Source organism: Saccharothrix sp. AJ9571 (assembly GCF_021725495.1).
GTDB lineage: Bacteria > Actinomycetota > Actinomycetes > Mycobacteriales > Pseudonocardiaceae > Amycolatopsis > Amycolatopsis magusensis.
Window position 1 is genome coordinate 2,773,402 of record NZ_CP091382.1, and the last position, 25,651, is coordinate 2,799,052.

Here is a 25,651-nt window from a genome sequence, read left to right on the forward strand (position 1 = left end):
CCGGGGCAGTGGATCGCCGTGAGAGCCGCGGGTTTCGCGTGGTACCCGTACGCGCTCTGAATCAGTAGCGGAAGAAGTGTTCCCGGCGTCCCTGTCGTACCAGTTTCAGCCACTGCAGGAAGGCCTTCGGGTCCCGCTTCACGCCGACGAAGTACAGGCCGAACCGCACGATTTCCAGTGCGCCGATCTTCCGCATGCCCGGCTGTGACAACAGGTAGCCGCGGTTTCGGTAGGTGTAGTACCGCTTCACCTCGTTCGACGGGTCCTGCGCGTGGAACCGCCCGCCCAGCATGGGCTTGAACTCGTCCGAGCCGTCCGGGTGCAGGTAGGTGGTGCGCAGCGACGTGCCGAACGGCAACCCCGAGCGCACCAGCCGCCGGTGGAGTTCGACCTCGTCGCCGCGGAAGAACAGGCGCAGGTCCGGGACGCCGACCACGTCCAAAGTGGACGCACGGAACAACGCGCCGTTCATCAGCGAGGCGATGCCCGGCAGGAAGTCCTCGCCCAGTTCGGCGGCCGAGCGCTTCCAGGTCAGGCCGCGGCGCAGCGGGAACGCCAGCTTGTCCGGGTTCTCGATGTTCGTCACCACCGGCGAGACCTCGGCGAGGTTGCGCCGTTCGGCGACCTCCAGCAGCACCGCCAGCACGTTCTCGTCGCCCGGCCTGCCGTCGTCGTCGGCCAGCCACACCCAGTCCGCGCCCAGCGAGAGCGCGTGCAGCATGCCCAGCGCGAACCCGCCCGCGCCACCGAGGTTGCGGTGCGACGCCAGGTAGGTGACGGGCAACGGGAATCCGGCGACCACGTCTTCGGCGGACTGGTCCGGCCCGTTGTCCACGACCACCAGGTGGTCCACCGGCCGCGTCTGGGCGGCGATGACCTTCAGCGAGTCCGCGAGCAGTTCGCGCCGGTGGCGCGTGACCACCACGGCCACCACCGAACCCGCCGCCAGCGCTTGCTCCACGTCTACTCCCCGCCGTTCCCGCTCAGGACCGGGGCCTGCCCGATCCGCTCCAGCGTCTCCTGGCTCAGGCTCTGGAAGGGGTCGCGGCCCTTGTAGGAGGTGAGGACGTCCCGCAGCGGACCCTGCTGCTTGACCTCGCCCTCGTCCATCCAGATCGCCGTATCGCAGAACTCGGCGAGGAACTCGTCGGAGTGGTTGGCGAAGACCAGCAGCCCGGACCGGCGGACCAGGTCCTTGAGCCGGTCGCGCGCCTTGGCCATGAACGCCGCGTCGACCGCGCCGATGCCCTCGTCCAGGATCAGGATCTCGGGGTCGATCGAGGTGACGATGCCCAGCGCCAGGCGCACGCGCATGCCGGTGGAGTAGGTGCGCAGCGGCATCTGGAGGAAGTCGCCGAGTTCGGTGAACTCGGTGATGTCGTCGACCCGCTTCTCCATCTCCTTGCGCGTCATGCCGAGGAACAGGCCCCGGATCATGATGTTCTCCAGGCCGGAGATCTCCGGGTCCATGCCGACGCCGAGGTCGAAGACCGGCGCGACCTTGCCGACCACCTTGGCCGACCCGCGGGTCGGCTCGTAGATGCCCGACAGCAGTCGCAGCAGGGTGGACTTGCCGGCGCCGTTGTGCCCGACCAGGCCCACCCGGTCGCCCTCGGAGAGCGAGATCGTCACGTCGCGCAGCGCCTCGATGATCGGGATCCGGCTCCCGGTCCCGATCTTGCCGCCGACCTTGCCGATGACCTTCTTCTTCAGCGAACGCGTTTTCGCGTCGAAGATCGGGAAGTCGACGTAGGCGTTGCGAACTTCAATGCTGACCATTAGTTCCTGTCACACCCAATAGGAGACGCGGGCACGGTAGTTGCGCATCGCGACCAGGGCCAGGCCCCAGCCGATGATCGCCATCCCGGCGACCGCGAGCCAGCTGTAGATGCTGAGGTGCTGCCCCAGCAGCGGCGCGCGGACCACCTGGACCAGATGGTAGATCGGGTTGAGCTGGATGATCGGCAGCACGGTCTCGGCCAGCTGGTGCCGGTTGCCGCCGACGGCGCTGACCTGGTCCAGCGGCCAGACGATCGGGGTCAGGTAGAACAGCAGCTGCACCAGCGCGTTGATCACCTGCGGGATGTCGCGGAAGCGGGTGGAGATGATGCCAAGCAGCATGGTCACCCAGCCCGCGTTCACCGCGACCAGCACGAAGCCGGGGATGGCGAGCAGCATGTCGAGGCCGAGGCCGGGGTGGCAGGTCCACGCGGCGTTCGTGCCGCCGCAGGTGCCGTTGCCGGTCAGCGTGTACGGCCCGCTCAGCGTGCCCACGTAGATCAGCATGATGATCACGTAGACGATGATGTTGTGGCCGAACATCAGGATCTGGCGCCACACCGTGCGCAGGGCGTACACCGACAACGGCGAGGGCAGCTGCTTGATCAGCCCTTCGTTGCTGATGAAGCACTCCATGCCTTCGGTGAGGCAGCCGCTGATGAACGTCCAGACGATCAGCCCGGTCGCGACGTAGGGCAGGAAGGTCGACACCGGCGCGCCGAACAGCACCGCGTACAGGACACCGAGGCCGAGCGCGATGACACCCTGGCTGATGGTGATCCAGAACGGGCCGAGTACGGAGCGGCGGTAGCGCTGCTTGATGTCCTGCCAGCCGAGGTGGCTCCACAGCTCACGGTGGGCGTAGCCCTGGCGGAGATCGCCGATGGCCCGCTTGAACGTGCGGCTGTCGGAGGCAGGCGGGGGCGCTGGTACCTGTTCGATGGTGCTGGTGGCGTGCACGAGATACGAGGGTACCGACGGGCTTCACCTGACCGAGACCAGCCCTCACCGCCCGCCGATGCGGACGATGACCTGCTCGTCCGAGTAGGTGTAACCCTCGTAGGTGAATTCGACGCCGGTTTCGCCGACGTACTCCATCCACGCGCGGTATTCGTGCCGCTGCCAGCCCGGGTAGTTGAAGAACTCGTCGAAGACCACGATGCTGCCGTCGACCAGCCGCGGGCCGACGAGGTCGAGCACGGTCTTCGCGGAGCTGTACAGATCGCCGTCCACGTGGAGGAAGCCGACCGGGCCGGGGTGTTCGTCGAGGAACTCCGGCAGGGTCTCGTCGAACCAGCCGGGCACCAGTTCCGCACCGGAGACGTCCGGCAGCCCGTCGACGGTGAAGGTGCCCGCCGGGAACCCGTTGCGCCAGTCCTCGGGCAGGCCCTTGAACGAGTCGAAGCCGTAGACCTCGCCCGCGCGCGCGGCGGCGATGATCTTCAGCGTGGTGCCGGTGTAGACGCCGAACTCCAGCGCCATGCCCTCGGCGGGCGCCAGTGAGAGCGCGTGCTCCAGCGTCGCGTGCGGGTCCCCGAAGTGCGGGGCCGTCGGCATGTGGTTGCGCACGAAGCGGTTCGCCTCGATCGCGGCTTCCTGGTCGGCCGCGTAGACGATGTCCCGCCTGCTGCGGATTTCGAATTCCACCAACCGGTCGAACGCGTGCTTGGCGTCCTGGCGCAGTTCGTGCTCGAGCCGGTCGAGCCGTTCGCGCTGCTCGTGCTGGAACGGTTCCATCGCCTCGGCGATGGCGCGGATGAACTTGTCGCGCACCGACCGGCGAACGTTTTCGCCCCTGAGCAGGTGGTGGATTCTGTCGAGCACCGCGTGGGCCTCCCTCGTTGGCAGGCTCGGCTGGTGGGGCCCCCAATTCGCCCCGATGCCTAGGCCGCGCCGAAAGGCGCAGTGTACGCAGGCGAGGACGCGGCGTGAACCGGCAGGCGCTGTTACCCGGGGCCGCGGAGTCGGTTCAAGATCGCCTGAATGGGCCGGTTTTCACGGGCGCGCGAATGGTCTGTCCGCGCGCCCGTCCGGTCACAGGTACTGCCCGGTGCCGCTGATGCCGGGTCCGGGGTGGTCGCCGCCGGCGGCCGACGCGCCGGGCGGCAGGCCGCGCCGCATCTGCTCGAGCTGCACGCGGGCCGCCATCTGCTGGGCGAACAACGCGGTCTGGATGCCGTGGAACAGGCCCTCCAGCCAGCCGACCAGCTGCGCCTGCGCGATCCGCAGCTCGGCGTCGGTCGGGGTGGAGTCCTCGGTGAACGGCGAGACCAGGCGCTCCAGCTCGTCGCGCAGCTCCGGCGCCAGCGCCTGCTCCAGCTCCTTGACCGAGGTCGCGTGGATCTCGCGGACGCGGTTGCGGCTGGCGTCGTCCAGCGGCGCCGCGCGGACCTCTTCGAGCAGCTGCTTGATCATCGTGCCGATGCGCATGACCTTGGCTGGCTCTTCGACGAGGTCGCCGACGGTCTCGTTCTGCTCGGCTTCCTCGCTCGGCGCGATCCGGGCCGTGCCGACCGGGGACCCGTCTGGCCCGACCACCACGACGTGCTGGGCGGACTCGCCGTTCGTGTCTTTCGGGGAATTCGGCTCGGTCATGGTCCCGAGCCTAGCGGTCCGTGGCTGGTCACGCGGTTCGCAGGCCAACCCCGGAGCACACTGTGGTTCCCGGGCTCCGTACCGTGTGCGCATGGCCTTCGACGTCGCTCGGATTCGTGGGTTGTTCCCCGCGCTGGGTGACGGCTGGATTCACTTCGACGGCGCGGCCGGGATGCTGGTACCGGAACAGGTGGCCTCGGCGGTGTCGACGGCGATGCGCGCGCCGGTTTCCGGGCCGGGCGGCGCTTTTCCGGCCTCACAGCGTGCGGAGAGCATCGTTTCGGCGGCCCGCCGCGCGGTGGCCGACCTCGTCGGCGCCGACCCGGCCGGGGTGGTGCTCGGGCCGAGCGCCTCGGTGCTGCTCCAGCGCCTGGTGGACGTGCTGTCCGAGCGGTGGACCATCGGCGACGAAGCGGTGGTGTCCCGGCTCGACGAGCAGGCGAACCTGGCACCGTGGTGGCGCGCGGCCAAGCGCGTCGGCGCGGTGGTGCGCTGGGGCGAGATCGACATCGAGACCTGCGAGCTGCCCGCGTGGCAGTACGAGAACCTGGTGTCCGCCCGTACTAAAGTCGTCACCGTCACGCTGGCGTCCGGCTCGGTCGGCACCCGCCCGGACGTGCCGACGATCATCGAGTTCGCCAAGCGCGTGGGCGCGCTGGTGGTGGTCGACGCCACCTACGCGGCCCCGTTCGTGCCGCTGGACCTGCAGGCGCTCGGCGCGGACATCATGGTGGTCTCGGCGCAGGCCTGGGGCGGTCCCGCGGTCGGCGCGCTGGTCTTCCGCGATCCGGAACTGCTGGAGCGGCTGCCGTCGGTCTCCCTGGAGGCGGGCGCCCGCGGCCCCGCCCGGCTGGAACTGGGCCCGCACGCCTACCCGCTGCTCGCCGGGCTCGTCGCCTCGGTGGACTATCTGTCCGGTTTGGACGATGCCGCGATCGGCTCGCGGCGGGAGAAGCTGGTCACCTCGCTCGGGTCGGCGAAGTCGTACCACGCCGGCCTGCTGGCCCAGCTGAGCACGGAACTGCGGTCGCTGCGGCACGTGATGGTGATCGGTGACGCCATGCGCCGCATCCCGGCACTGGCCTTCACCGTGGCGGGCAAGAAAGCGCCCGAAGTGGCCGAATACCTTGCCTCGCAAGGACTTTGCGCGTTCGCCGACGACGGCACCGGCGGGGTGTTCGCGTCGCTGGGCGTGGGCGAGGTCGGCGGTGCGGTCCGCATCGGCCTCGCCCACTACTCCAACGTCTTCGAGATCAACCAGCTGGTGCGGGTCCTCGAAGAACTCCGCTGAGCCGGTTCAGGAGCGGGACAGCAGGATCTTCCCGAACACGCCGCCCTCGTCCAGGGTCCGGTGTGCGGTGGCCGCTTCGGCCAGCGGCAGCACCTGGTCCACGATCGGCGCGACGGTGCCGCGCTCGACCAGCGGCCACAGGTGCTCGCGGACCGCGCTGACGATGCGTGCCTTGTTCTCCACCGGCCGCCCGCGCAGGCCGAGCGCGGTCACGCTGGCGCGCTTGCCGAGCAGCTGCCCGATGTTCAGCTCGCCCTTGACCCCGCCCTGCATGCCGATCACCATCAGCCTGCCGTCCGGCTTGAGCGCGTCGACGTTCTTGCCGAGGTACTTGGCGCCCATGTTGTCCAGGATGACGTCGGCGCCCCCGGTTTCGGCCTTCAGCACCTCGACGAAGTCCTGGTCGCGGTAGTTGATGGTGACGTCGGCGCCGAGCTGGCGGCAGCGGTCGAGCCGGTCGGCCGAGCCCGCGGTGACCGCCACGGTCGCGCCGAGCGCCTTGCCGACCTGGATCGCGTGCGTGCCGATGCCGCCGGCGCCGCCGTGGATGAGCAGCACCTCGCCCTCGGCCAGGCCCGCGTGCATGACCACGTTCGACCACACCGTGCAGGCCACCTCGGGCAGCCCGGCCGCCGCGACCAGCTTGACCTCGCCCGGCACCGGCAGCAGCTGCCCGGCGGGCACCGCCACCTTCTCCGCGTAACCGCCGCCGGCGAGCAGCGCGCAGACCTCGTCGCCGACGGCCCAGCCCTCCACGCCTTCGCCGAGTTCGGCGATCACCCCGGAGCATTCGAGGCCCATGATCTCGCTGGCGCCCGCCGGCGGCGGGTACAGACCCTGCCGCTGCATGAGGTCGGCGCGGTTCACCGCGCTCGCGGTGACCTCCACCAGCACCTCGCCGGGGCCTGGTTCCGGGTCGGGGACCTCGCTCCAGCGTAGGTTCTCCGGTCCGCCTGGTTTGCTGATCGTGATCGCGTGCATACCGCCGACCATAAACCCGTCATGTCAATTCGTTACCGGCGCCGGTAAACAAAGGTGAAACGCTGACTGTCGGAAATCCTACCAATGCACCTTGACCGCCACCGGAAAACAGCTGAAAGTGATGCGCATCTCGGTAGCCGGCCGGGTCGGGGCTGAGCGCGGCCGGTGCCGATTCGACTGATTGGGGAACCGCTCGATGTCATCCGTGAGGAAAAAGCTCGCGCCTGCGGTCGCTTTGGCGGCCTGCGCGGGCTTGGCGCTGGGCACCGCCCCGGCCGCCGGCGCGCAGGCGCAGGCGGTGCCGGACGGGCCTGCACTGGCGAAACAGCTGGTGAAGAAGGTCGACGTGGGTGGCGTGAACCGGCACCTGATCGCCCTCCAGCGCATCGCCGACCAGAACGGCCGGACCCGTGCCGCCAGCACCCCTGGCTACGACCGGTCCGCCGACTACGTCGCCACCAAGCTGGAGGCCGCGGGCTTCACCGTGACCAGGCAGCAGTTCCCGTTCACCTACTCCGAGACGCTCGCCGAGAGCCTCGAGGTGGCCGGGGCGGACGTGCCGATCATCGTGATGACCTACAGCCCGTCCACGCCGGTCGGCGGCATCACCGCGCCGCTCGCGGTGGTCCCGGGGGATGCCACCCCCGGTTGCGAGGCGAGCGACTACACCGGCGTGACCGGCAAGATCGTGCTGGTCTCCCGCGGTGCCTGCTCGTTCGCGCAGAAGCAGCAGGCGGCGGCCGAAGCCGGCGCGGTCGGCGCGATCATCTACAACAACACCGAAGGCGACCTGAACGGCACGCTCGGCGACCCGGCGGACGCGAAGATCCCGACCGGGGGCATCACCCAGGCGGCCGGTCAGACGCTGGCCGGGCAGAACGGCGCTTCGGTCACCCTGGAACTGCGCACCATCCAGGAGGAACGCACCACCTCCAACGTGATCGCCGAGACCAAGACGGGCCGCAAGGACAACGTCGTGATGGCCGGTGCCCACCTGGACAGCGTGCCGGGCGGCGCCGGGATCAACGACAACGGCACCGGCTCGGCCGGGCTGCTGGAGACCGCGCTGCAGCTGGGCGGCAGCCCGAAGGTGAACAACGCGGTGCGGTTCGCCTGGTGGGGTGCCGAGGAGTTCGGCCTGGTCGGCTCGGACTACTACACCAGCCAGCTCAGCTTCGAGCAGCAGCTGGACATCGCGCTGTACTTGAACTTCGACATGATCGGCTCGCCGAACGCCGCGTACTTCGCCTACGACGGCGACGACTCGGCCGGTGAGGGCTCGGGCCCCGGCCCGTACGGTTCGGCGCAGATCGAGCAGCAGTTCGTCGGCTACCTGAGTGCGCAGGGCATCCCGGTGGAGGACACCGACTTCAGCGGCCGCTCCGACTACGGCGGCTTCATCGCGCTGGGCATCCCGGCCGGTGGCCTGTTCACCGGCGCCGAGGGCATCAAGACCGAGGCGCAGGCCGCGAAGTGGGGCGGCAAGGCCGGCGTGGCCTACGACCCGTGCTACCACCAGCCGTGCGACAACCTCGGCAACGTGGACCGCAAGGCGCTCGACCGCAACTCCGACGCGCTGGCCTGGGTGACCGCCGTTTACGGCATCAGCACCGAAGAGGTCAACGGTGTCGGGCCGCAGGGCGCGAAGAACAAGAAGAAGACCGCGGACCAGCGGAAGACGCAGCGCAGCCTCTCGGCCCACGCCGAGCACACGCACTCCGTCGCCTCCTGACCGCCGGGGGTCGTGAGCGCCATCCACCCTCACGACCCCCACCCGCCCCACCTCCACCCCCGGCGCCCTCCACGTCCAAACCCCCGCCCCCCACACTCGCGCACCCGAGCCCCACGTTCAGACCCCCGAACTCCACGTTCAGACCCCCGAACTCCACGTTCAGGCACCCGAGTTCCACACTCGGGTCGCTGAGTCCCACGTTTGGCACCGGAACTCCGCGTTCAGGCAGCCGGGTTCCGCACTCGGGCCGCTGAGTTCCACGTTCAAAAGCCTGGGTTCGCACTCGGGCAGGTGAGTCCCACGTTCAGGCAGCCGAGTCCCACACTTGCGGGCTGCGTTCGGCTCGCCGGGCCCCAGCTTGGTGCAGCTGAGTTCAACTGAACCCCACGTTCGCTTGCCCGAGTTCTACGTTCGTGCAGCCGAGCCCCACATTCGCAGGCCCGAGTCCCACGTTCGCGAAGCTGAAAGCCGCGTTCAGGCGGCCGAGTCCTGCGCTCCCGTGCCCGAGTCCTGCGTCCGGACAGCCGAGTCCCACGTTCGGACAGCCGAGCCCCGCACTCGCGCACCCGAGTTCCACACTCAGGCCTCGAACGCAGGACTCAGCCGCCTGAACGTGGGACACAGCCGCCGCGAGTGCGGAACTCGGCCGCTGGGATGTGGAACTCGGCCGCCTGAACGTGGAACTCGGGTGCCCGAGTGTGGGACTCGGCCGCCTGAACGTAGAACTCGGGTGCCCGAGTGTGGGACTCGGGTGTTTGAACGTGGAACTCGGGCGCCTGAATGTGGGACTCGGGTGCAGCTGAGTGCCGCGGTCATGAGCGGTCGGGAGCGGGGGTCAGCCCAGGTCTCGGGTGCTGAAGGTGTCGCACCGGGCCGGGTCGCCGGTGGTGATGCCGGTGGTGAACCACTTTTCACGTTGTTTCGAGCTGCCGTGGCTGAACTGCGATTCGTCCACCCGGCCACCGCCCAGTTCGCGCTGGATGTAGTCGTCGCCGATGCGGGCGGCGGTGTCCAGGGCGCGGTTGATGTCGTCCTGGGTGATGTCGGTGACCAGCGGCCTGCCGGTTTCGGTCGGGGTGGTGGTGGCGTGGTTGGCCCAGACCCCGGCGTAGCAGTCGGCCTGCAGTTCGAGCCGGACCGAGTCCGACGCCGGGCCGCTGCGGCTGCGCACGCGGTCCGAGGTGCCGTTGAGGTTCTGCACGTGGTGCCCGTACTCGTGCGCCAGCACGTACGCCTCCGCGAACGGTCCGCCCTGCGCACCGAAGCGCGAGCGCAGTTCCTCGAAGAACGCCAGGTCGATGTAGACCTTGGAGTCGGCCGGGCAGTAGAACGGGCCGACGTCGGAGGTGGCGTTGCCGCAGCCGGTGCGCACGCCGCCGCTGAAGAAGGTCGTGGTGGCCTTGCGGTAGGTCTGCCCGGACCGGGCGAATTCGGCGGCCCAGTAGTCCTGGATCGAGTTGATCACCGCGACCGTGGCGCAGTCGCGGTTGCGGTTCGCGTCCGCGCTGGTGCGGCACTCCGACGACAGCGACGTGTTGTCGGTCTGCTGCCCGGAGCCGAGGCCGGACAGCCCGGACCCGCTCGGGGCGACCCCGCCGAACTGGGAGAACAGGAAGTACACCACCAGCCCGAGCACGCCGAGCCCGCCGCCGCCGATGGCGACCCGGCCACCGACCCCGCCACCACCACGCTGATCCTGGACCTCGGACAGATCGAGGCCTGCACCTTCGTCGAATCGCACCCGAGAAGCCTAACCGCCGACCGGAAACCCTGCCGGGGCAAGAAAAAGCCTGGGTGCCGTCCGTTGCGGGACGGCACCCAGGACTACCGAGGTTGTCATGGAAACTACCGCGGTCGGCCGCATGCCGGGCCGGCGAGGAGCGCTGCCGGTGAGGTCACGGAGGCCCCACCGATGGCACAGGCTCGAACGACGCCGAAATGCGCGTTTCAGACCCGAGCGCACGTAAGGAAGCCCGCGCTCGTGCTGTTCACAATCACGACCTGGTCGCCACGGGGACTGTCCTGGTCGCGGGAACACAGCCGGCGGTCGACCGCGAGGAATCACCAGTCACTGCACCACCTAACCCTTTCCCGGGTGGAGGCCCGTCCCGGCGCGCCTGACCGGTGTGCCGCGGTGCGGGTCGTGCCATCCGCTGGAGTCCAGAATGCGCTTCTGCGGACGTACTCACAACCGTTTCCGCGACCACTTTCGGCGGAAGATCCCCGCCGCCGGGGAGGGGCCGCCGGGGTTCTACTCTGCGTAGCATGAGCGAGGAAGAACCGCGGTGGCTGAGCGAGCGGGAGATGCTCGCCTGGCGGTCCTACATCGTCGCCACGCTGCACCTGCGCCAGCGGCTGCACCGCGAACTCGCCGAGGAGCACGACCTCTCGCTCATCGACTACGAAGTGCTGGTCGCGCTCTCGGCCAGTGACGACGGGCGGGCCCGGATGTCGGAGCTGGCGGCCATGCTCGGGTCGACGAAGAGCCGCCTCTCGCACCAGGTGGGGCGGCTGGAGCACGAGGGTTATGTCCAGCGCGAACGCGACCCCGCTGATCGACGCGGCGTGATCACCGTGCTCACCGAGAACGGCCGAGCGCTGCTCCAGCGAGCGGCGCCCACGCACGTGACGGGGGTGCGGGCGCACCTGATCGACCTGCTGACCGAAGAAGAACAGATCGTGCTGGGCGAAGCATTCACGCGGGTGAACAACCACCTCGGCGGCGGCTGGTGACCCGAAGCAGCTAGGCTCGGGGACAGGGAAGCGTGGCAGAGCGGCCGAATGCACTCGCCTTGAAAGCGAGCGTTGGGAAACCAACCGGGGGTTCAAATCCCTCCGCTTCCGCACCTCTGATCAGGACGCTCCCACCGGTGGCCACCGACCTGCTCCGCGCTCGCTCGGCGGCCCGGTGCGGTGACGTGCTGGTACCGCTGAGCCCGAACCGCCACAAAAAAGGTGCTGCTCCCCGGCCAAGACGACCGGGAAGCAGCACCTCGGGGGTCAGCTCAGAGCGAGAGGACGAACAGATCCCACTCGGTGTGCCCCTTGTCCCAGGTGCAGTACGCGGCGAGGTCGCCCCCGCTGCGGATTCCGTCCGCAGCGCGCTCGCATTCGGCCTGCCAGTAGTAGCTGCGGATGTACTGCGGGTTCCCCGCGGAAGCGGTGCCTGCCGCGAACCCGAAAAGCGAACCGACGATGACGGTAACGGCGCCAAGACGCCCCAGTGTTTTCTTCACGCCAAGATCTTTTCACGGCACCTGGGGGCCGCGGGTGAAAACCCGGCAATCCCCGCGAGCGTGCTCCGCACGGCGGACAGACGGCATCCGCCAGTTCGTCAATGTCCGACCAGGGCGGTGAGGGCGGTTTCCAGGGGGACCGAAGCGGCGAACCAGGCGGCATCTTCGGCTGAAGCGGAGTTCCAAGCGACGGCTGTGCCGATCCGCGCGTGTTCCCCCGGCAGGAGGGCGGGCAATCGCCAGGTCAGGGCGCCGGCGGCGGTTTGGGTGACGACACCGGGTGTGGTGGCCCAGCGGGCGGGCAGGTGCGTGCCTTCGCGGGCGTAGGCCGCCAGTGCGTCCGGAGCTGGGCCGGCCAGGGTGACCTGGGTGCCTGCCTCGGTGACGGTCAGGGTGCTGGAATCCAGCGAGCCGGTGGCGCCCGGCAGGCCCAGCGTCAGGTCGACGACCTCCAGACGGCGGTGGGCGACGACGTACCAGACGGCGCCCCACGGCGAACCCGGCGTGGGGAGTGGGCCGGTGAGCAGGTCGAGCGTCACGGCCCGGTGGGTCCAGCGCGAAAGCGTGCCGCCGCTGGGCAGGCGGAAGGCTGTCGCCGGGCGCGGCGAGATGTGCCAGGTGCCGAGCACCCCGCTGAACGTCACGGCACCCAGCGGCGTCGGCACCCGGGGCGGTTGCGGCAGCAGGCGCGCCAGGCCCCGCGTCGACGGCACGGTCATGTCACCTATTTGACCAGAAACGGTCAGGCGTTGGCGGCCTTCGCTGCTTCGCGGGCGGCGATCCGTGCCTGCACCTCGGGCCGGCGCAGCGGCGGCACCACGGCAGGCGGCTTGCGGCGCGCGGGCAGCGAGTTGATCAGCTTCTCGGTCGCGGCGGCGATTTCGGCCACCGCGATCTCGAAGGCCTCGCGGTTGTTGGCCGACACGGAGCTCACCCCGCCGACCTTCCGGACGTACTGCGCGGCCGCGGCCTGGATCTCCTCGTCGGTGGCGACTGGCTCCAGTCCACGCAGGTTGGTGATGTTGCGGCACATGTCACCACCCTACGTCGCCCGGCTCGAAAGTGGCTCGAAAAGGGCGTTTCACCCGCGCGCACGCTGTGCCGGGGCCAGCAGAACGGGCATCCTGGTAGCACCGGTGACGAAGGGAGGAACCATGCGGGCACGCGTCGGCGACCAGTTGCTGACCCACGGCCGGGTGGTCGGCCAGCAGGACCGGTCCGCCGAAATCGTGGAGGTGCTCGGCGCGGACGGCAACCCGCCCTACCGGGTGCGCTTCCCCGACGGGCACGAAGCGCTGGTCAGCCCCGGAGCGGACTCCGTGGTGCGCGACCGCGAGGCCTGAGCGGGGCACGACCGGTACCGGGGGAGGGGGACTTCGTCGTGCGAGCGTGCGCGTGAGCTGGCGTGATCCGCTGCCGCAGGCCGATCCGGACACCTTCTGGGGTGCGCTGGAACCGGCCGACCGGCAGGCGCTGACGGGCGCGGGGGCGCTGTGCTCCTACCCGCGCCCGGCCACGCTGTGCCGCGAGGGCGAAGGCGCCGACGGGGTCTTCGTGCTCTACGGCGGGCTGGTCGAGGTCTTCCGCGCCGACCCGAGCGGCAACCGCACGGTCATCGCGCGCCGCGGGCCCGGCGAACTCGTCGGCGACATGGCCGCGGTCGACGGCGGCCCGGTTTCGGCCACCGTGCAGGTGCTGCGGCAGGTGCGCGCCCTCGTGGTGCCCGCGGTCCGGTTCGCCGCGCTGTGCCGTGAGCGGCCGAAGATCGCCTGGCCGGTGCTGATGAACGCGGTGGCGCGCCTGCGCGACAGCGATCTGCACCGCCACCAGCACCGCCTCGACGCCCGCCGCCGCACCGTGCAGTGCCTGCTCGAACTCGCCGACGCGGAGATCCGTTCCGGGGAACTGGCGGTGATTCGCTTGACTCAGCGGGAACTGGCGGACATGGTGCTGGCGTCACTGGTTTCGGTGACGCGGGTGCTGGAGGAACTCCGGCGGGCACACATCGTGTCCACCGGCCGGGGCTGGATCCAGGTCCACGTGCCCACTCTGCGCGCGTTGCTCGAAGACGACGAGCGCTGATTCGCCGTTGCACGTCATTTGACGCAGAAGCTCCCCGGTGTGCGGGATATCGTGATCTTGCCACGGTAATCAGCTACCGGAAAAGGGGATTCGAAAATGCGAATGATGTGCGCACCGGCGCTGATGGTCAGGATCGTCGCCACCGCCCTGCTGATCGGCCTGATCAGCGGTTTCCTGCTCGGCGTCCAGCTCAACCCGCTGTTCGGCGATTCGGTTTCGGCGGGCTACACCCCCGTGGTCCCGACGGTGTACGAGCACGCGGAAGGGCGCTGAGCGGCCTTCCTTCCGCTCGGTGGCAGTTGTCCCGGAAGTGTCATCTTTTTCGACACGGGTACGGCCTTGTTTTTCCCGGTGACTTCCTTTGAGACTTGCCGAGTACGACATTCAGCGCAAAGCCGGGGATTCGTTTCCGGGAACGCGTGGAGTGCGTTGGCGCTTTTCCGAGAAACGGAGTACTGGTGACGGACCCGACCTTCGACCCGATCCTGGAAGTGCGCCGCCCACGCGCGGTCCGGTTGTTCGCCCCGATCACCCCGCCGAAGCGCGGTACCGCGCTGGTGCTCGAGCCCAGGGAGGGCGAGCCGGTGGTGGTGGACGCGGACGGCCGGGTCCCGGACGCCTGGCTGGGGAACTACCTGCGGTCGTGGGTGGTGGACCTGGCGGACCACGAAGTCGGCTTCAGCGAGGCGCTGCCCGCCGAGGACCCGGACCTGCTGTTCGACGCGTGCGTCCGCGGCACCTGCCGGGTGGACAGCCCGGCGCAGGTGGTGCGCCGCCGGGTGCGCGACGCCACGGCCACCGTCCGGCCGGCACTGGCCGGTTTCCTGCGCGAGATCGCTGCGGGCTACGACATCGGCGACTACGCCGACGCGGAGGCGGACCTCAACGCGCAGCTGGAGTTCTTCACCGCCGACCCGGCGATCCACATTGGACCGTGCCGGGTGCGGCTCCGGATCGACCCGGCGGTGCGCGGCCGGGCGGCCCACCCCCGTGGCCGCATCCGGCTGGGCCAGATGCACCGCGGTGCGCTGGGCAGGTTGCTCGCCAGTGGGGATCCGGCGCTGGCCGAGCAGTTGCTGGCCAGTGTGGACACCGGGCGGCTGCCCGCCATTCCGCGGGCGGGCGCCGGCCGCGGGGTGCACGCGATGGGCACGCCGGAACACGTGGGTGCGGCGATGCGGGAACGGCTGATCGCCCACCTGCGTCGAAACAGTGGGAACACCGGGAACCACTGAGCGAGTCGAGCCGGCGGTCCGTTCGCCGAAGGGGGGCGAACGGCCCGCCGGCTCCGGCGAGGATTTTTCCCGTCACCCGATCGAGTTGTTCTCGGCCCACGAGCCGGTCCGTGGGCCGGATGCGGTTCCGCCGGGGCTGAACCCGCTGGTAGCTTCGCCTCACTCGCGTGGTCACGGTCGGCGCAAAGCCGGTGACACCAAGCATCGGAGGTTTGGCTGGTGACGCGGACTCCTCGGCGGCAACCACCCCACGGCACACCCGCACCGGAGAACCTGCACGACCGCACCGGCATCATCGGGGCGAGCGAAGCGGGTGCCCGGGTCGGTGAGCCGGTGGCCGCCGCCGAACGCGGTGGCCTGCGTCACGCCGCACTGGTGATGGGCGCCGCCGCGGCGTTGTTCTTCGTCGGCTGGCTCGGCACGCCCGGCGGGGAGCCGGTGCCCACGCCGCTGGAAACCGCGCAGGCGCCGATTCAGGCGCCGCCACGGGTGATCGCGCAACCCGAGCCCGTCGTGGAGTCGCCGGTCGCGCCGGAAACCCGGCAGCCGCAACGGAAACCGAAGCAGGCCAAGGCGGTGGTCGCCGCGTCGGAGAGCAAGCCGAAGCCGAAGAAGCCGTCGAGCGCCGGTGAGGCCCGCAGCGCTCTTCCGCCCAAGACCAGCGCGCCCAAGCCGAAGAACCCGGTGAAGCAGATCGAGGACCAGTTCGAGGACCTCATCGGCCCGGTGTTCGACCAGATGGTGTCCCAGGCCAGGAGCGGACGCTGAGCACAGCAACGAAAACCGGCCCACCGCGAGAACGCGGTGGGCCGGTTTCGTTGTATCGGGCGGATCAGCCGACGAACAGGAGCTTGTTCGGCGAGCCGGAGCCCGGGTTCTTCACCACGCCGTTGGTCGCGGCGTTCTTGAGCGCGGTCTGCACCTGGGCCGGGGTGGCCGAGGGGTTCGCCGACAGGTAGACCGCGGCGGCGCCGGCCACGTGCGGCGAGGCCATCGAGGTACCGGACATCGACGCGGTGCCACCGCCGTTGCGGGTGGAGGTCACGCTGACACCCGGCGCGAAGATGTCCGAGCAGGTGCCGTAGTTCGAGAAGCTCGCGCGGTTGTCACTGGAATCGGTGGCGTTCACGGTGATCGCCTCCGGCGCGCGGGCCGGGCTCGAGTTGCAGGCGTTCGCGTTGGAGTTGCCCGACGCCACGACCACGGTCACGCCCGCGTTGCTGGCGTTGCGAACCGCGGTGTCCACACTGGAGGCCGCGCCGCCACCGAGGCTCATGTTCAGCACGGCGGGCTTCTTCGCGTTCTTGGCCACCCAGTCGATGCCGGCCACGATCTGGGCGTAGGAACCGGAACCGGAGCAGTTCAGCACGCGCACCGCGACCAGGCTGGTGGCCTTGGCCACGCCGTAGGTGGTGCTGCCGACGGTGCCCGCGACGTGCGTGCCGTGACCCTGGCAGTCGGAGGCGTTGGTGTCGTTGTCGATGAAGTCGTAACCGCTGGTGGCCCGGCCGCCGAAGTCCGGGTGGGTCAGGTGGATCCCGGTGTCCGCGATGTAGGAGGTGACGCCTTCACCGCCGTTGGGGTAGGTGTAGGTCTTGTTCAGCGGCAGGTTGCGCTGGTCGATCCGGTCCAGGCCCCACACCGGGTTCGTCTGCGTGCCCTGGATGGTCAACGTGGCGTCCTGCTCGACGTACTCCACGCTCGGGTCGGTGGCCAGCCGCTTCGCCTGCCGCTCGCTCAGGTTGGCCGAGAAGCCCTGCATGGCCGCGGTGTAGGTCAGCCCGACCGAGCCACCGTGCTTCGCGGTGAGTTCCGCCGCGGTGTCGCTGACCGAGGTGATGCCGATCTGGTCCTTCAGCTTGACGAGGTAGCTGCCCGGGATCGCCGCTCCGGTGCCGGAGGTCCGGATCTGCCCCTCGTCCGGCTGGGCGATCGCGGTACCGCCGACCGCGACGGTCAGACCGGTCACCGCGGCCAGCAGGCCCGCGTACAACGGCTTGCGGAAGTTCACCATGGGTACTCCGTTCGATCCGGTGGCGCTGTGCTTGATGGGAACGGGGGGTGAGTGACCGCCTGGTTGCCGGTCGCTCACGAAAAATCCTCACCCGGGGCCACCCGGCGAACAATCCGCAAATCCTTCACTAGGGGTACGTATTTAAAGCTGTTTTCCGCCCGACCTCGGTGCGGGACCGCGCACCGAGTTTTCGCAGGACATTCGCCACGTGCTGTTCCACCGTGCGGGGCGAGAGGAAAAGCCCGTTGGCGATTTCACGGTTGGTGCGCCCGGCCGCGAGCATTTCCGCGACCTCCTTCTCACGCGGTGACAATTGCTGTCCGTAACCGCGCCTGCCTCGCTGTGACGGTGCCCAGGCGCCGTGCTCGCGCAGGCGGTGACGGCAGCGGCCCGCGTCCCTGGCCGCACCGAGCGCCTCGTACCCGTCGGCGGCGGCGCTCAGTTCGGTCAACGCGGTGCTGGTGTCACCGGCTTCGAGGCGGGACAGCGCCCCGCGTTCGCGGGCCCAGTGCGCCAGGTACGGCATGGGCATCGCGTCCGCCAGCTCCCGCACGGTGGTGAAGCGGTCGGCCGCGTCCGCGTGCTTCCCTTGTGCGGCAAGCAGAATCGCCTGAGCGGCGGCGAGTCCCGCGGCGGCAGCCGGTGCGTCACGCCCGGCGATGCCCTCGGCGAAGTCCTCGATGGCCCGCTCGGCGTCCTCGAGGCGGCCGGCGTGCACGTAGGCGTCGACCGCCGAGGGCACCAGCTCCGCCGCCCACACCCAGATCTGCTTGCGGCGCGCGGTCGCCATGCCGTGGTCGGCCGCGGCGCACGCACCCGGCACGTCACCGGCGGTGAGCCGCACCCGCGCGAGCATCCCGGCCGCGCAGAGCACCACGGTCATCACGCCCTGCTCGGGGTTGAGCAGGTTCGTCGCCGCGAGGTGCTTCTCGGCCTCGTCGAACTCACCGCGCACGCAGGCGAGCCCGGCGAGCACGAGCGCCGATTCCGAGGTGATGGCCGCGAGGTCGCGGTACTTCTCGCGCAGGTTCTCGGCGGATTCGGCGAGCCCGGACCAGTTGCCGGTGAGCCAGTCGAGCCGCGCCCTGGTCGACTGCCCGTTGCCGGTGACGAAGAGCGCGCCGGCGCAGTTCGCGATCCGGAGGCCGTCCTTGAGGATGTGCGCGGCCCGGTCGAGGTGGCCGACCCAGGCACCGGCGTCGGCGAGGTTGCACCAGAACCGGGCCTGCTGCACGCGTTCGGCCACGGTCACCGCGACCTCACCGGCGTCGGACTTGAACCGCTCGAACTCGTCCCACGCCGAGCCGTCGCCGATGTGCGCGCGCCCGGCGATGCGGTCGGCGGTCAGCGCGAGCCGCAGTTCCGGGTCGTCGAGCTGGTCGTAGACCTCCTGTGCGCGCTCCATCCAGTGCTGGTGCCAGGAAAGCGGGGTGGTGCCGTCGATCGGCTGCGCGAGCAGGTTGATCCCGCGCGCGGCGAGTTCCGGATCACCGGCGAGTTCGTCGATGGCCTTCTGCACGGCGGCGCGGCCGCGGGAGAGTTCACCGCTCTTGCGCACCAGCAGCAGGCCGGTGTTCATCCTGATCGTGCCGCGCACCACCGGCGACAACTCGTGCTGCGCGATCACCTTCTCCAGGGTCCTGGTGACGTCGGGGCGCAGCCCGCGCAACGCCACCCGGCTGAGCTTTTCGGCCATCCGCCCGGCGTCCTCGGCGGTGGGCGTGGTGCCGTCGAGCACCGCCTGCAACGCGTCGATGGCCAGTGAGGTCTCGCCGAGTTCGATCGCCTGGTCCGCCGCGGCTTCGGCGTACCGCTGCCATTCGCCGACGCGGCTCGCGGACTTCGCGTGCCCGGCCAGCTGCACCAGGGGTGGGGGCTCGGAAGCTGCCAACGCCCGCATCGCGCGCGCGTGCAGCAACTGTCTTTCCGGGCCGCTGATGGCGTCGTAGACCGATTTCATCGCGAGCGCGTGCCGGAAGCCGTAGCGGTCGCGGGTCACTTCGCGCAGCACACCGGCGTCGAGCGCCTGCGCCAGCGCGGTGGACAGCGGCCGCCCGCGCAGCCCGGCGAGCGCGCCGATCAGCGAGATCTCCGCGGGTACCCCGAGCACCGCGGCCGAGCGGGCGACGCGCACCGCGGTGTCGGACAGCGTGCTCATCCGCTCGGTCATCGCCTCCCGCAGCAACACCGGCACTTCGAGGCTGTCGAGCAGCCGGTGCCCGGTCGCGCGGTCGACCTCGACCGCACCGGCCGGACCCCGCAGCGCACGCAGCGTTTCCTCGACCACGAACGGGATCCCGGCCGTGCTCTCGTGCAGTTTCGAGGCGAACTCCTCGGCCACGCGCGGCGCGTCGAGGATGGTCGAGGCCAGCATGCGCACCGCGGGCACGTCCAGCGGGCCGAGCTGCACGCGGGCCGCGCGCACGCCCTCGGCCGGGCGGTACGGCACGCCGAGCGGACCGCCGGTGCGCAGGTCCTCGCTGCGGTAGGTGACCACCACGCCGAGCTGCTCCGGCGGCCGCGACAGCACGAACCACAGCAGGTCGCGCGTGCGCTCGTCGGCCCAGTGCAGGTCGTCGATCACCAGCAGCGCGGGACCGCAGGCGCCGAGCAGTTCGCGGATCGCGCGGAACTCGCGGTGCCGTTCGGCGGCGGGGTCGGTCAGCGGCTGCGGTCGCGGTGGCAGCAGGTCGGAGATCTCCGGCAGCAGGGGCCGGAGCACACCGGCCACCGGGCTCAGCGGCCCGATCGGGAAGTCGGCGACACCGCGCAGCGCTTCCAGCACCGGGCCGTACGGGAAGGGCTCGCGCAGCGGCTGGCACGAGCCGGTGAGCACCCGCGTGCCCGCCAGTTCGGGCCGCCGCAGCAGTTCCTGCACCAGCCGCGTCTTGCCCATGCCCGCTTCGCCTTCCAGCAGCACGGCGGACGGGCGTTCGGCGACCAGTTCGACCAGTGTGGTCAGCTCGGTGTCCCGGCCGACGAGCACAGGTGAACTCGTCCGCACGGACAGCACCGAACCCACCGGTGGGCAGACCGACGGCAGCGCCGTGACCGGTGTGGCCGACGTGGCTGACGTGGCCGGCAGGGCCGGCACGACGGTTGCAGGGCGTTGGGCCATCCACTTCATGGCTCGCTCCTCGACAACGGGTGACTGGGGCAGGTCACCGCGCTAGGCGGAGCCTAGGCAGTCCGGCACCCGCAGGTAAACCTTGTACACCTCCACGAATCCCCAGGTGAAAAGGTCGATTCGGAACGGAATGTCACCGTTTTGCCGACTTCCGGTGGACCTCGGATGACACTGGGTAGTCAACTGATGTTCTTCACCTGTTCCGGCAGTAACTCCCTCGGACGTGTGAGCCGGGATGTCACGTCCAGTAAGCAACCAAAGTTCCTACGGATGGACCCACACGTTCGGGTGAATATCGAATAACACTCTTGCCACGGGGCTTGCGTGGCACACTTAACGGATGTGGCGGCCGTGGCTGATCGGACTGGGCTGCTTGGTCGCGGTGGCGTTGCTCCTGGTCTCGTTGCTCTACGCGTTCCAGCGCCGGATCGTCTACCTCCCCGCGACCGATCCGGTGCCCGCCGCGGCGTCCTTCCTGCCGGGCGCACGCGACGTCACCTTCGACACCGCGGACGGGATCCGGCTGGGTGGCTGGTTCGTGCCCGCGCGCGGCACGGACACCGGCTTCACCGTGCTCGTCGCGCCGGGCAACGCGGGTGACCGGTCGATGCGGGCGCCCTTGGCCCGCGCGTTGTCCGGCCGCGGGTTGAGCGTGCTGCTCTTCGACTACCGCGGCTTCGGCGGCAACCCCGGCTCGCCGAGCGAAGAGGGGCTGACGCAGGACATCCGTGCAGCACACCGCTTTCTCACCGCTGAGCTGGGCGTTCCGCAGGACAGGTTGCGCTACTACGGCGAGAGCCTCGGCTGCTCGCTGGTGACGAAGCTGGCGACCGAACGACCACCCGCCGCGCTCGTCCTGCGATCGCCGTTCACGGACCTGCCCTCGGTGGGGCAGCTGCAGTACCCGTTCCTGCCGGTGCGCTCACTGCTGTGGGACCGCTTCCCGGTGGCCGAGGACGTCCGGCGCGTCACCGCCCCGATCACCGTGGTCTACGGCGACGCCGATTCGATCGTGCCGCCGGAACAGAGCGTCGAGGTGGCCGCCGCCGGCCGGGCCCGCGCGGTCCCGGTGCACGGCGCCGACCACAACGACCGTGCCCTGCTGGACGGTGCCCAGCTCATCGACGCCGTGGTGAACCCGTAGCCGTGGGGGTGGGGCGCGTGCGGTTCGGTGTACCGATCAGTGATGACCAAGCGGTAGCCTTCCGGCTCGCCGACTTGCCGGGAACGCTCGTGGAGAACTGGATGCACGACGCCAAGCTCATCGCCAGAGGGGCCGCGCGGGCATGAGCGAGGAAGTGACCCCGCCGTCCCCGTTCTCGGACCCGGCCTCGGTGGCCGTGGTCGGCGCGAGCGCGGACCCGGCCAAGTGGGGGCACTGGCTGGCCAGGGGCGCGCTCACCGGCGAAGACCGGCGCCGCGTGTACCTGGTCAACCACCGGGGTGGCTCGGTGGCGGGCCGGATCCCGTACGCCACCCTCGCCGACCTGCCGGAACCGCCTGAGCTGGTGGTCTTCAGCGTGCCGGCGCGGGTCGTGCCGGAGATCGTCGACCAGGCGCTGGAGCTGGGCGTTCGCGGTCTGGTCGGGATCAGCGGCGGCCTCGAGGACGACTACGAACTGGCGCGCCGGGTGCGCGCGGGCGGGGCGCGGCTGCTCGGCCCGGCCTGCCTCGGCCTGTTCGACGCGGACACCCAGCTGGCGCTGGCCTGGGGCCGGTTCGAGCCGGGCGCGCTCGGCATCGTCTCGCAGAGCGGCCAGGTCGGCCTGGAGCTGGCCAGGCTGGCGGCGGAGGTGGGCATCGGCGTCTCGCGGTTCGTCTCGGTGGGCCGTCAGGCCGACGTGACCTTGGAGGAAGCGGTCGGCGAACTGGTCGACCACGCGTCCACGCGGGTGGTGGCGATCTACGCGGAAAGCTTCGGCGACGGCCGCGAACTGGTCCGCACGGTCACCCGGCTGACCGAGGCGGGCAAGCCGGTCGTGGTGCTCACAGTCGGCGAGAGCCCCGCGGCGCGCTCGCACACCGGCGCGCCCGCTTCCTCCCTTGAGGTGGTTGACGCGGCCTGCCGGGCGGCGGGCGCGGTCCGCGTGCGCACCCCGGCCGAGATGATCGACCTGGCGCGCTACCTGCTGCTCACCGTGCGGCCGCGGGGAAACCGGGTGGCGATCGTCGGGGACAGCGGTGGTCAGGGCGCGGTCGCCGCCGACGTCACCGCGCGCTCCGGACTGCGGGTCACGCCGTTGCCCGCGGTGCTGGCCGCCCGGATCGAAGCAGGCCTGCCGGACGCGGCGAACGCGATCAACCCGGTCGACCTGGCCGGCGGCGGCGAGCAGGACCTGCGCAGCTACGCCCGCGTGGTGCGCGAGCTGACCGGTAGCGGCGAGGTGGACGCGGTGCTGCTGACCGGGTACTTCGGCAGCTACGGCGAGGACACGCCGATGCTGCGGGAGACCGAACTCGGGGTGGTCGCCGAATTCGGCTTCGCCGTGCACCGCACCGGGATCCCGGTGGTGGTGCACAGCATGTCCGCCGATTCCGACGCGGTGCGCGCGTTGCGGGACTGCGGCGTGCCGACCTATCACACCGTCGAGGCGGCCGCCGGTGCGCTCGGCACCGCCGCGAGCTTCGCGCCGCCCTGCCCGCTGCCGCTCGTGTGGGGCAGCGCGGCGCCGGTCGGCGAGGGCTATCTCGCCGCCCGCGACCTGGTGGCGTCGGCCGGGGTGCGGTTCCCCGCTGGCGTGGCGGTGACCGATCGCGAAAGCCTGCTGGCCGCTGCGGAACTACTGAACCCGCCCTACGCGCTCAAAGCGGACTTCGTGGCGCACAAGGACGACACCGGCGGGGTCGAACTCGAACTCAAGGACGCGATGTCGGCGGTGTGGTCGCTGGAGGACATGATCCACCGGCTCGGCGCCGGCACGTACGTGCTCGAGGAAATGGACACCCGGCAGGGCACCGTGGAGATCATCATCGGCGCCCGCCGCGATCCGTCGTTCGGGCCGCTGGTGGTGGTCGGCGCCGGGGGCACGGACGCCGAATTGCACCGCGACACCACGATCGAACTGGGTCCGGTCGACACCGAGCGCGCACTGACGATGCTGCGTAGGCTCCGGTGCTATCCGCTGCTCGACGGCTGGCGAGGACGGGCACCGCTGGACGTGAAGGCACTGGCCGAAACGGTGGCGGCGGTGTCCTCGGTGCTGGCCGGGTGCGCGGCGGTGGCCGAGATCGAACTGAACCCGGTGCGGGTCGGTGCCGACGGCGTGCTCGCCGTGGACGCGCAGCTCACCAGGGCCGGAGAGGAACGCACGTGAAGCTCAGCGGTGGGGCCGCGCTGGTGGAGTCGCTGGCCGCGCACGGGGTCGAGGTGCTGTTCGGCATCCCCGGCACGCACAACCTCGGCATCTACGCCGAGCTCGGGCGCTACGGCGTCCGCCACGTGCTGACCAGGCACGAGCAGGGCGCCGGGTTCGCCGCCGACGGCTACGCCAGGGTGACCGGCAAGCCCGGCGTGTGCCTGACCACCAGCGGCCCGGCGATCCTCAACGCGGCGACCGCGGCCGCGCAGGCGTACTCCGATTCGGTGCCGATGCTGTTGATCTCCCCGGGACCGCCGGTACGCCACCCCGGACGCGGCAACGGAATCCTGCACGAGGTCCGCGACCAGACCGGCGCGATGGCCGCGGTGACCGCGGGCAGCCACCGGGTGACCAGCGTGGCCGAGATCCCGGTGGCCGTGGCGCAGGCGTTCGCGCAACTCCGCTCGGGACGCCCGCGCCCGCTCCACCTGGAAATCCCGCTCGACCTGATCGACGAGGCCGACGACATCGACCCGGTGCCGCCGATCCCGGTGGCCCCACCGGTCCCGGCCGCCGGCGCACTGGCCAGAGCGCTGGAGTTGCTGAACTCGGCGGAACGGCCGGGTGTGCTCGTCGGCGGTGGCGCCAGGGCCGCCGCGGAACCCCTCGCCGAACTCGCCTCGCGGCTCGGTGCGCCGGTGCTGTCTTCGGCCAACGGCAAGGGGATCCTGCCCGAGGACCACGCCTGCGCGCTGGGCGCCGGGCTGCACCACCGGTCGGTCGCGAAGTTCGCCGCCGACTGCGACGTGGTGCTGGCCGTCGGCACCGAACTGGCGCCCGCGGACCTGTGGCACGGGCCGCTGCGCTTCCCCGGCAAGCTGATCCGGGTCGACATCGACCCGGTGGGCGTGGTGACCAACGCCAATCCGGACGTGCCGCTGGTCGGCGACGCGGCGAGCACCCTGCACACCCTGCTCGACGGCATCACCCGGGTGTCCATTTCGGACTCTTTCGACCGGGTGGCCCGCTGGCGGCAGCAGATCTTCGCCGAAGCGACCCGGCAGGGCGGGCCGTGGCTGCCGATCCTCGCCGCGCTCGACGAGACGCTGGGCCGTGACGGCGTCCTGGCCGCCGACAGCGCGATGGTCTGCTACTACGGCGCGCTGTCGAACCTGCCGCGCTACACCCCCGGCTCCTTCCTGTACCCGACCGGCCTCGGCACGCTCGGCTACGGCCTGCCCGCGGCGATCGGCGCGCGGCTGGGCCGCCCGTCCTCGCGGGTGGCCGCGCTGCACGGCGACGGCGGCATCATGTTCACCGTGGCGGAACTCGCCTCGGCCGCCGCGCTCGGCCTGGCGCTGCCGGTGCTGGTGGTGGACAACGGCGGGTACGGCGAAATCCGCGACGAGATGGCCGAACGCGGCGACCTCCCGATCGCCGTCGACCTGCCCAGCCCCGACTTCGCGGAACTGGGCCGGTCGATGGGCTGCCACGGCGTGACCCTGCCCGACTGCGACGGCTTGGTCGACGTCCTCCGCGACGCCTTCGAAGCGCACCGCCCCACCGTCATCCACCTGCGCGGCTAATCCCCGACGGCGATCCGCGTGCGGTGGTGCTTCGGGGTGTCGATCTCGTCGAGCACCGCGATGGCCAGGTCCGCGTAGGACAGGTGGCCCGGCTCGCCCGGGGTGAGCACCTGGTCGCCACCGGTGCGGTAGCGGCCGGTGCGCGGTCCCTCGTCGAGCACCATCGGCGGGCTCAGCATCACCCAGTCCAGCTCGGCCGGCGCGGCGCGCAGCAGGTGCAGGCCGGTGGTGTGCCCGAGCGCGAACGGCAGGTACTCGGCCGGGAAACCCGGCTCGTCCAGCACCCGCACCCCCGGTGACACCTCCAGGTTGGCTGCCATGCCGATCGCCACCAGCCGGCTGACCCCGGCGCGCGGCAGGCCTTCGAACAGGGCCAGTGCCGCCCCGGCGAACACCAGGTCGGCCGGCCTGCCGAGTTCGGCCGCCGCGTTCACCACGGCGTCGTGCCCGGCCGACACCTCGGCGACACCGGCCGCGTCGGTGATGTCGCCGGTCACCACGGTGACCCCGGTGGTGGTCAGGTCGGCGTGCTTGGCCGGATCCCGCACCACGGCGGTCACCCGGTGGCCACGCCCGGCCGCCTCGGCCACGATCGCCCGGCCCGCGCGGCCTCCGGCCCCGAAAACCACGATTGCGCTCATTGCGTTTCCCTTTCGCTCGGACCCCGCCGAACGTATTCAGGAAAAATCCGTTA

General features: G+C 70.6%; 24 protein-coding genes and 1 tRNA gene. 12 read left to right on the forward strand and 13 right to left on the reverse strand.

Going from position 1 to position 25,651, the window contains the following annotated elements; translation table 11 throughout:
* Positions 1-61 precede the first annotated feature (61 nt).
* The 5 genes from glfT1 to L3Q67_RS12265 form a co-directional block, all read right to left on the reverse strand.
* Complete coding sequence (gene glfT1, locus L3Q67_RS12245) at positions 62-961, reverse strand: galactofuranosyltransferase GlfT1 (protein ID WP_499189623.1); 900 nt, start codon at positions 959-961, stop codon at positions 62-64.
* Positions 962-963: 2 nt separating this feature from the next.
* Positions 964-1,779, reverse strand: coding sequence for a galactan export ABC transporter ATP-binding subunit Wzt/RfbE (wzt, locus tag L3Q67_RS12250; RefSeq protein WP_209663185.1), 816 nt, complete (start codon positions 1,777-1,779; stop codon positions 964-966).
* Positions 1,780-1,788: 9 nt separating this feature from the next.
* Positions 1,789-2,739 (reverse strand): ABC transporter permease, encoded by a 951-nt coding sequence (gene wzm, locus L3Q67_RS12255; RefSeq protein WP_499189624.1) that lies wholly within the window; start codon positions 2,737-2,739, stop codon positions 1,789-1,791.
* A 45-nt stretch (positions 2,740-2,784) separates the two neighbouring features.
* On the reverse strand, positions 2,785-3,603 hold the full coding sequence (locus tag L3Q67_RS12260) for a class I SAM-dependent methyltransferase (protein ID WP_499189625.1): 819 nt from the start codon (positions 3,601-3,603) through the stop codon (positions 2,785-2,787).
* A gap of 210 nt (positions 3,604-3,813) precedes the next feature.
* A complete protein-coding gene (locus L3Q67_RS12265) occupies positions 3,814-4,374 on the reverse strand; it encodes a bacterial proteasome activator family protein (protein ID WP_499189626.1) in 561 nt (186 codons plus the stop codon).
* Positions 4,375-4,465: 91 nt separating this feature from the next.
* Between L3Q67_RS12265 and L3Q67_RS12270 the strand changes: the two genes are divergently transcribed.
* Complete coding sequence (locus tag L3Q67_RS12270; RefSeq protein WP_499189627.1) at positions 4,466-5,665, forward strand: PLP-dependent aminotransferase family protein; 1,200 nt, start codon at positions 4,466-4,468, stop codon at positions 5,663-5,665.
* A gap of 6 nt (positions 5,666-5,671) precedes the next feature.
* Here L3Q67_RS12270 and L3Q67_RS12275 read toward each other — a convergent pair whose 3' ends face one another.
* The gene (locus tag L3Q67_RS12275; RefSeq protein WP_499189628.1) at positions 5,672-6,646 is read right to left on the reverse strand and encodes an NAD(P)H-quinone oxidoreductase; all 975 of its coding nucleotides are present in this window, start codon (positions 6,644-6,646) and stop codon (positions 5,672-5,674) included.
* Between the two features lie 196 nt (positions 6,647-6,842).
* Between L3Q67_RS12275 and L3Q67_RS12280 the strand changes: the two genes are divergently transcribed.
* Positions 6,843-8,378: a M28 family metallopeptidase gene (locus L3Q67_RS12280; protein WP_499189629.1), complete on the forward strand. Its 1,536-nt coding sequence runs from the start codon at positions 6,843-6,845 to the stop codon at positions 8,376-8,378.
* Positions 8,379-9,213: 835 nt separating this feature from the next.
* Here L3Q67_RS12280 and ypfJ read toward each other — a convergent pair.
* Positions 9,214-10,119, reverse strand: coding sequence for a neutral zinc metallopeptidase (ypfJ, locus tag L3Q67_RS12285; RefSeq protein WP_499189630.1), 906 nt, complete (start codon positions 10,117-10,119; stop codon positions 9,214-9,216).
* Positions 10,120-10,643: 524 nt separating this feature from the next.
* Between ypfJ and L3Q67_RS12290 the strand changes: the two genes are divergently transcribed.
* Together L3Q67_RS12290 and L3Q67_RS12295 are read left to right on the forward strand one after the other, a co-directional pair.
* Positions 10,644-11,111, forward strand: a complete 468-nt coding sequence (locus tag L3Q67_RS12290; protein WP_499189631.1) for a MarR family winged helix-turn-helix transcriptional regulator — start codon at positions 10,644-10,646, stop codon at positions 11,109-11,111.
* Between the two features lie 26 nt (positions 11,112-11,137).
* Positions 11,138-11,222: transfer RNA gene (locus L3Q67_RS12295), tRNA-Ser, on the forward strand.
* A gap of 161 nt (positions 11,223-11,383) precedes the next feature.
* On the opposite strand, the gene L3Q67_RS12300 is transcribed toward L3Q67_RS12295, so the two are convergent.
* From L3Q67_RS12300 to L3Q67_RS12310, 3 genes are all read right to left on the reverse strand, one after another.
* Positions 11,384-11,614: a hypothetical protein gene (locus L3Q67_RS12300; RefSeq protein WP_499189632.1), complete on the reverse strand. Its 231-nt coding sequence runs from the start codon at positions 11,612-11,614 to the stop codon at positions 11,384-11,386.
* A gap of 98 nt (positions 11,615-11,712) precedes the next feature.
* A complete protein-coding gene (locus tag L3Q67_RS12305; protein ID WP_499189633.1) occupies positions 11,713-12,333 on the reverse strand; it encodes a hypothetical protein in 621 nt (206 codons plus the stop codon).
* 23 nt (positions 12,334-12,356) lie between these two features.
* The gene (locus L3Q67_RS12310; RefSeq protein ID WP_499189634.1) at positions 12,357-12,647 is read right to left on the reverse strand and encodes a DUF2277 domain-containing protein; all 291 of its coding nucleotides are present in this window, start codon (positions 12,645-12,647) and stop codon (positions 12,357-12,359) included.
* 121 nt (positions 12,648-12,768) lie between these two features.
* Here L3Q67_RS12310 and L3Q67_RS12315 point away from each other — a divergent pair, with 121 nt between their 5' ends.
* The 5 genes from L3Q67_RS12315 to L3Q67_RS12335 all read left to right on the forward strand — a co-directional run bounded on the left by L3Q67_RS12315 (position 12,769) and on the right by L3Q67_RS12335 (position 15,699).
* Positions 12,769-12,957, forward strand: coding sequence for a DUF1918 domain-containing protein (locus L3Q67_RS12315; protein ID WP_499189635.1), 189 nt, complete (start codon positions 12,769-12,771; stop codon positions 12,955-12,957).
* A gap of 52 nt (positions 12,958-13,009) precedes the next feature.
* Positions 13,010-13,696 (forward strand): Crp/Fnr family transcriptional regulator, encoded by a 687-nt coding sequence (locus L3Q67_RS12320; protein WP_499189636.1) that lies wholly within the window; start codon positions 13,010-13,012, stop codon positions 13,694-13,696.
* Between the two features lie 96 nt (positions 13,697-13,792).
* The gene (locus L3Q67_RS12325; RefSeq protein WP_499189637.1) at positions 13,793-13,969 is read left to right on the forward strand and encodes a hypothetical protein; all 177 of its coding nucleotides are present in this window, start codon (positions 13,793-13,795) and stop codon (positions 13,967-13,969) included.
* Between the two features lie 185 nt (positions 13,970-14,154).
* Positions 14,155-14,931 carry a hypothetical protein gene (locus tag L3Q67_RS12330; RefSeq protein ID WP_499189638.1) on the forward strand — a complete coding sequence of 259 codons (777 nt, stop codon included), beginning with the start codon at positions 14,155-14,157 and terminating at the stop codon, positions 14,929-14,931.
* Between the two features lie 219 nt (positions 14,932-15,150).
* Positions 15,151-15,699, forward strand: a complete 549-nt coding sequence (locus tag L3Q67_RS12335; RefSeq protein ID WP_499189639.1) for a hypothetical protein — start codon at positions 15,151-15,153, stop codon at positions 15,697-15,699.
* Between the two features lie 64 nt (positions 15,700-15,763).
* Here L3Q67_RS12335 and L3Q67_RS12340 read toward each other — a convergent pair whose 3' ends face one another.
* Entirely contained in the window at positions 15,764-16,945 is a 1,182-nt protein-coding gene (locus L3Q67_RS12340; RefSeq protein WP_499189640.1) for a S8 family peptidase, read from the reverse strand.
* Between the two features lie 127 nt (positions 16,946-17,072).
* Entirely contained in the window at positions 17,073-20,072 is a 3,000-nt protein-coding gene (locus L3Q67_RS12345) for an ATP-binding protein (protein ID WP_499189641.1), read from the reverse strand.
* A 340-nt stretch (positions 20,073-20,412) separates the two neighbouring features.
* On the opposite strand from L3Q67_RS12345, the gene L3Q67_RS12350 reads away from it, so the two are divergent.
* The 3 genes from L3Q67_RS12350 to L3Q67_RS12360 all read left to right on the forward strand — a co-directional run bounded on the left by L3Q67_RS12350 (position 20,413) and on the right by L3Q67_RS12360 (position 24,957).
* Positions 20,413-21,216, forward strand: a complete 804-nt coding sequence (locus tag L3Q67_RS12350; protein WP_499189642.1) for an alpha/beta hydrolase — start codon at positions 20,413-20,415, stop codon at positions 21,214-21,216.
* A 142-nt stretch (positions 21,217-21,358) separates the two neighbouring features.
* Positions 21,359-23,386 carry an acetate--CoA ligase family protein gene (locus tag L3Q67_RS12355; protein WP_499189643.1) on the forward strand — a complete coding sequence of 676 codons (2,028 nt, stop codon included), beginning with the start codon at positions 21,359-21,361 and terminating at the stop codon, positions 23,384-23,386.
* A complete protein-coding gene (locus L3Q67_RS12360) occupies positions 23,383-24,957 on the forward strand; it encodes a thiamine pyrophosphate-binding protein (protein ID WP_499189644.1) in 1,575 nt (524 codons plus the stop codon). The genes L3Q67_RS12355 and L3Q67_RS12360 overlap by 4 nt, the downstream gene beginning before the upstream one ends.
* Here L3Q67_RS12360 and L3Q67_RS12365 read toward each other — a convergent pair.
* Positions 24,954-25,598 carry an NAD(P)-dependent oxidoreductase gene (locus L3Q67_RS12365; RefSeq protein ID WP_499189645.1) on the reverse strand — a complete coding sequence of 215 codons (645 nt, stop codon included), beginning with the start codon at positions 25,596-25,598 and terminating at the stop codon, positions 24,954-24,956. The genes L3Q67_RS12360 and L3Q67_RS12365 overlap by 4 nt on opposite strands.
* Positions 25,599-25,651 lie beyond the last annotated feature (53 nt).

Coding starts and splice junctions, on each gene's coding strand:
- L3Q67_RS12325 (WP_499189637.1), top strand. CDS start 13,793: ATGCGAATGATGTGCGCACCGGCGCTGATGGTCAGGATCGTCGCCACC.
- L3Q67_RS12305 (WP_499189633.1), bottom strand. CDS start 12,333: ATGACCGTGCCGTCGACGCGGGGCCTGGCGCGCCTGCTGCCGCAACCG.
- L3Q67_RS12365 (WP_499189645.1), bottom strand. CDS start 25,598: ATGAGCGCAATCGTGGTTTTCGGGGCCGGAGGCCGCGCGGGCCGGGCG.
- L3Q67_RS12340 (WP_499189640.1), bottom strand. CDS start 16,945: ATGGTGAACTTCCGCAAGCCGTTGTACGCGGGCCTGCTGGCCGCGGTG.
- L3Q67_RS12355 (WP_499189643.1), top strand. CDS start 21,359: ATGAGCGAGGAAGTGACCCCGCCGTCCCCGTTCTCGGACCCGGCCTCG.
- L3Q67_RS12315 (WP_499189635.1), top strand. CDS start 12,769: ATGCGGGCACGCGTCGGCGACCAGTTGCTGACCCACGGCCGGGTGGTC.
- L3Q67_RS12310 (WP_499189634.1), bottom strand. CDS start 12,647: ATGTGCCGCAACATCACCAACCTGCGTGGACTGGAGCCAGTCGCCACC.
- L3Q67_RS12280 (WP_499189629.1), top strand. CDS start 6,843: ATGTCATCCGTGAGGAAAAAGCTCGCGCCTGCGGTCGCTTTGGCGGCC.
- L3Q67_RS12275 (WP_499189628.1), bottom strand. CDS start 6,646: ATGCACGCGATCACGATCAGCAAACCAGGCGGACCGGAGAACCTACGC.
- L3Q67_RS12270 (WP_499189627.1), top strand. CDS start 4,466: ATGGCCTTCGACGTCGCTCGGATTCGTGGGTTGTTCCCCGCGCTGGGT.
- L3Q67_RS12265 (WP_499189626.1), bottom strand. CDS start 4,374: ATGACCGAGCCGAATTCCCCGAAAGACACGAACGGCGAGTCCGCCCAG.
- L3Q67_RS12345 (WP_499189641.1), bottom strand. CDS start 20,072: ATGAAGTGGATGGCCCAACGCCCTGCAACCGTCGTGCCGGCCCTGCCG.
- L3Q67_RS12290 (WP_499189631.1), top strand. CDS start 10,644: ATGAGCGAGGAAGAACCGCGGTGGCTGAGCGAGCGGGAGATGCTCGCC.
- L3Q67_RS12350 (WP_499189642.1), top strand. CDS start 20,413: ATGTGGCGGCCGTGGCTGATCGGACTGGGCTGCTTGGTCGCGGTGGCG.
- wzt (WP_209663185.1), bottom strand. CDS start 1,779: ATGGTCAGCATTGAAGTTCGCAACGCCTACGTCGACTTCCCGATCTTC.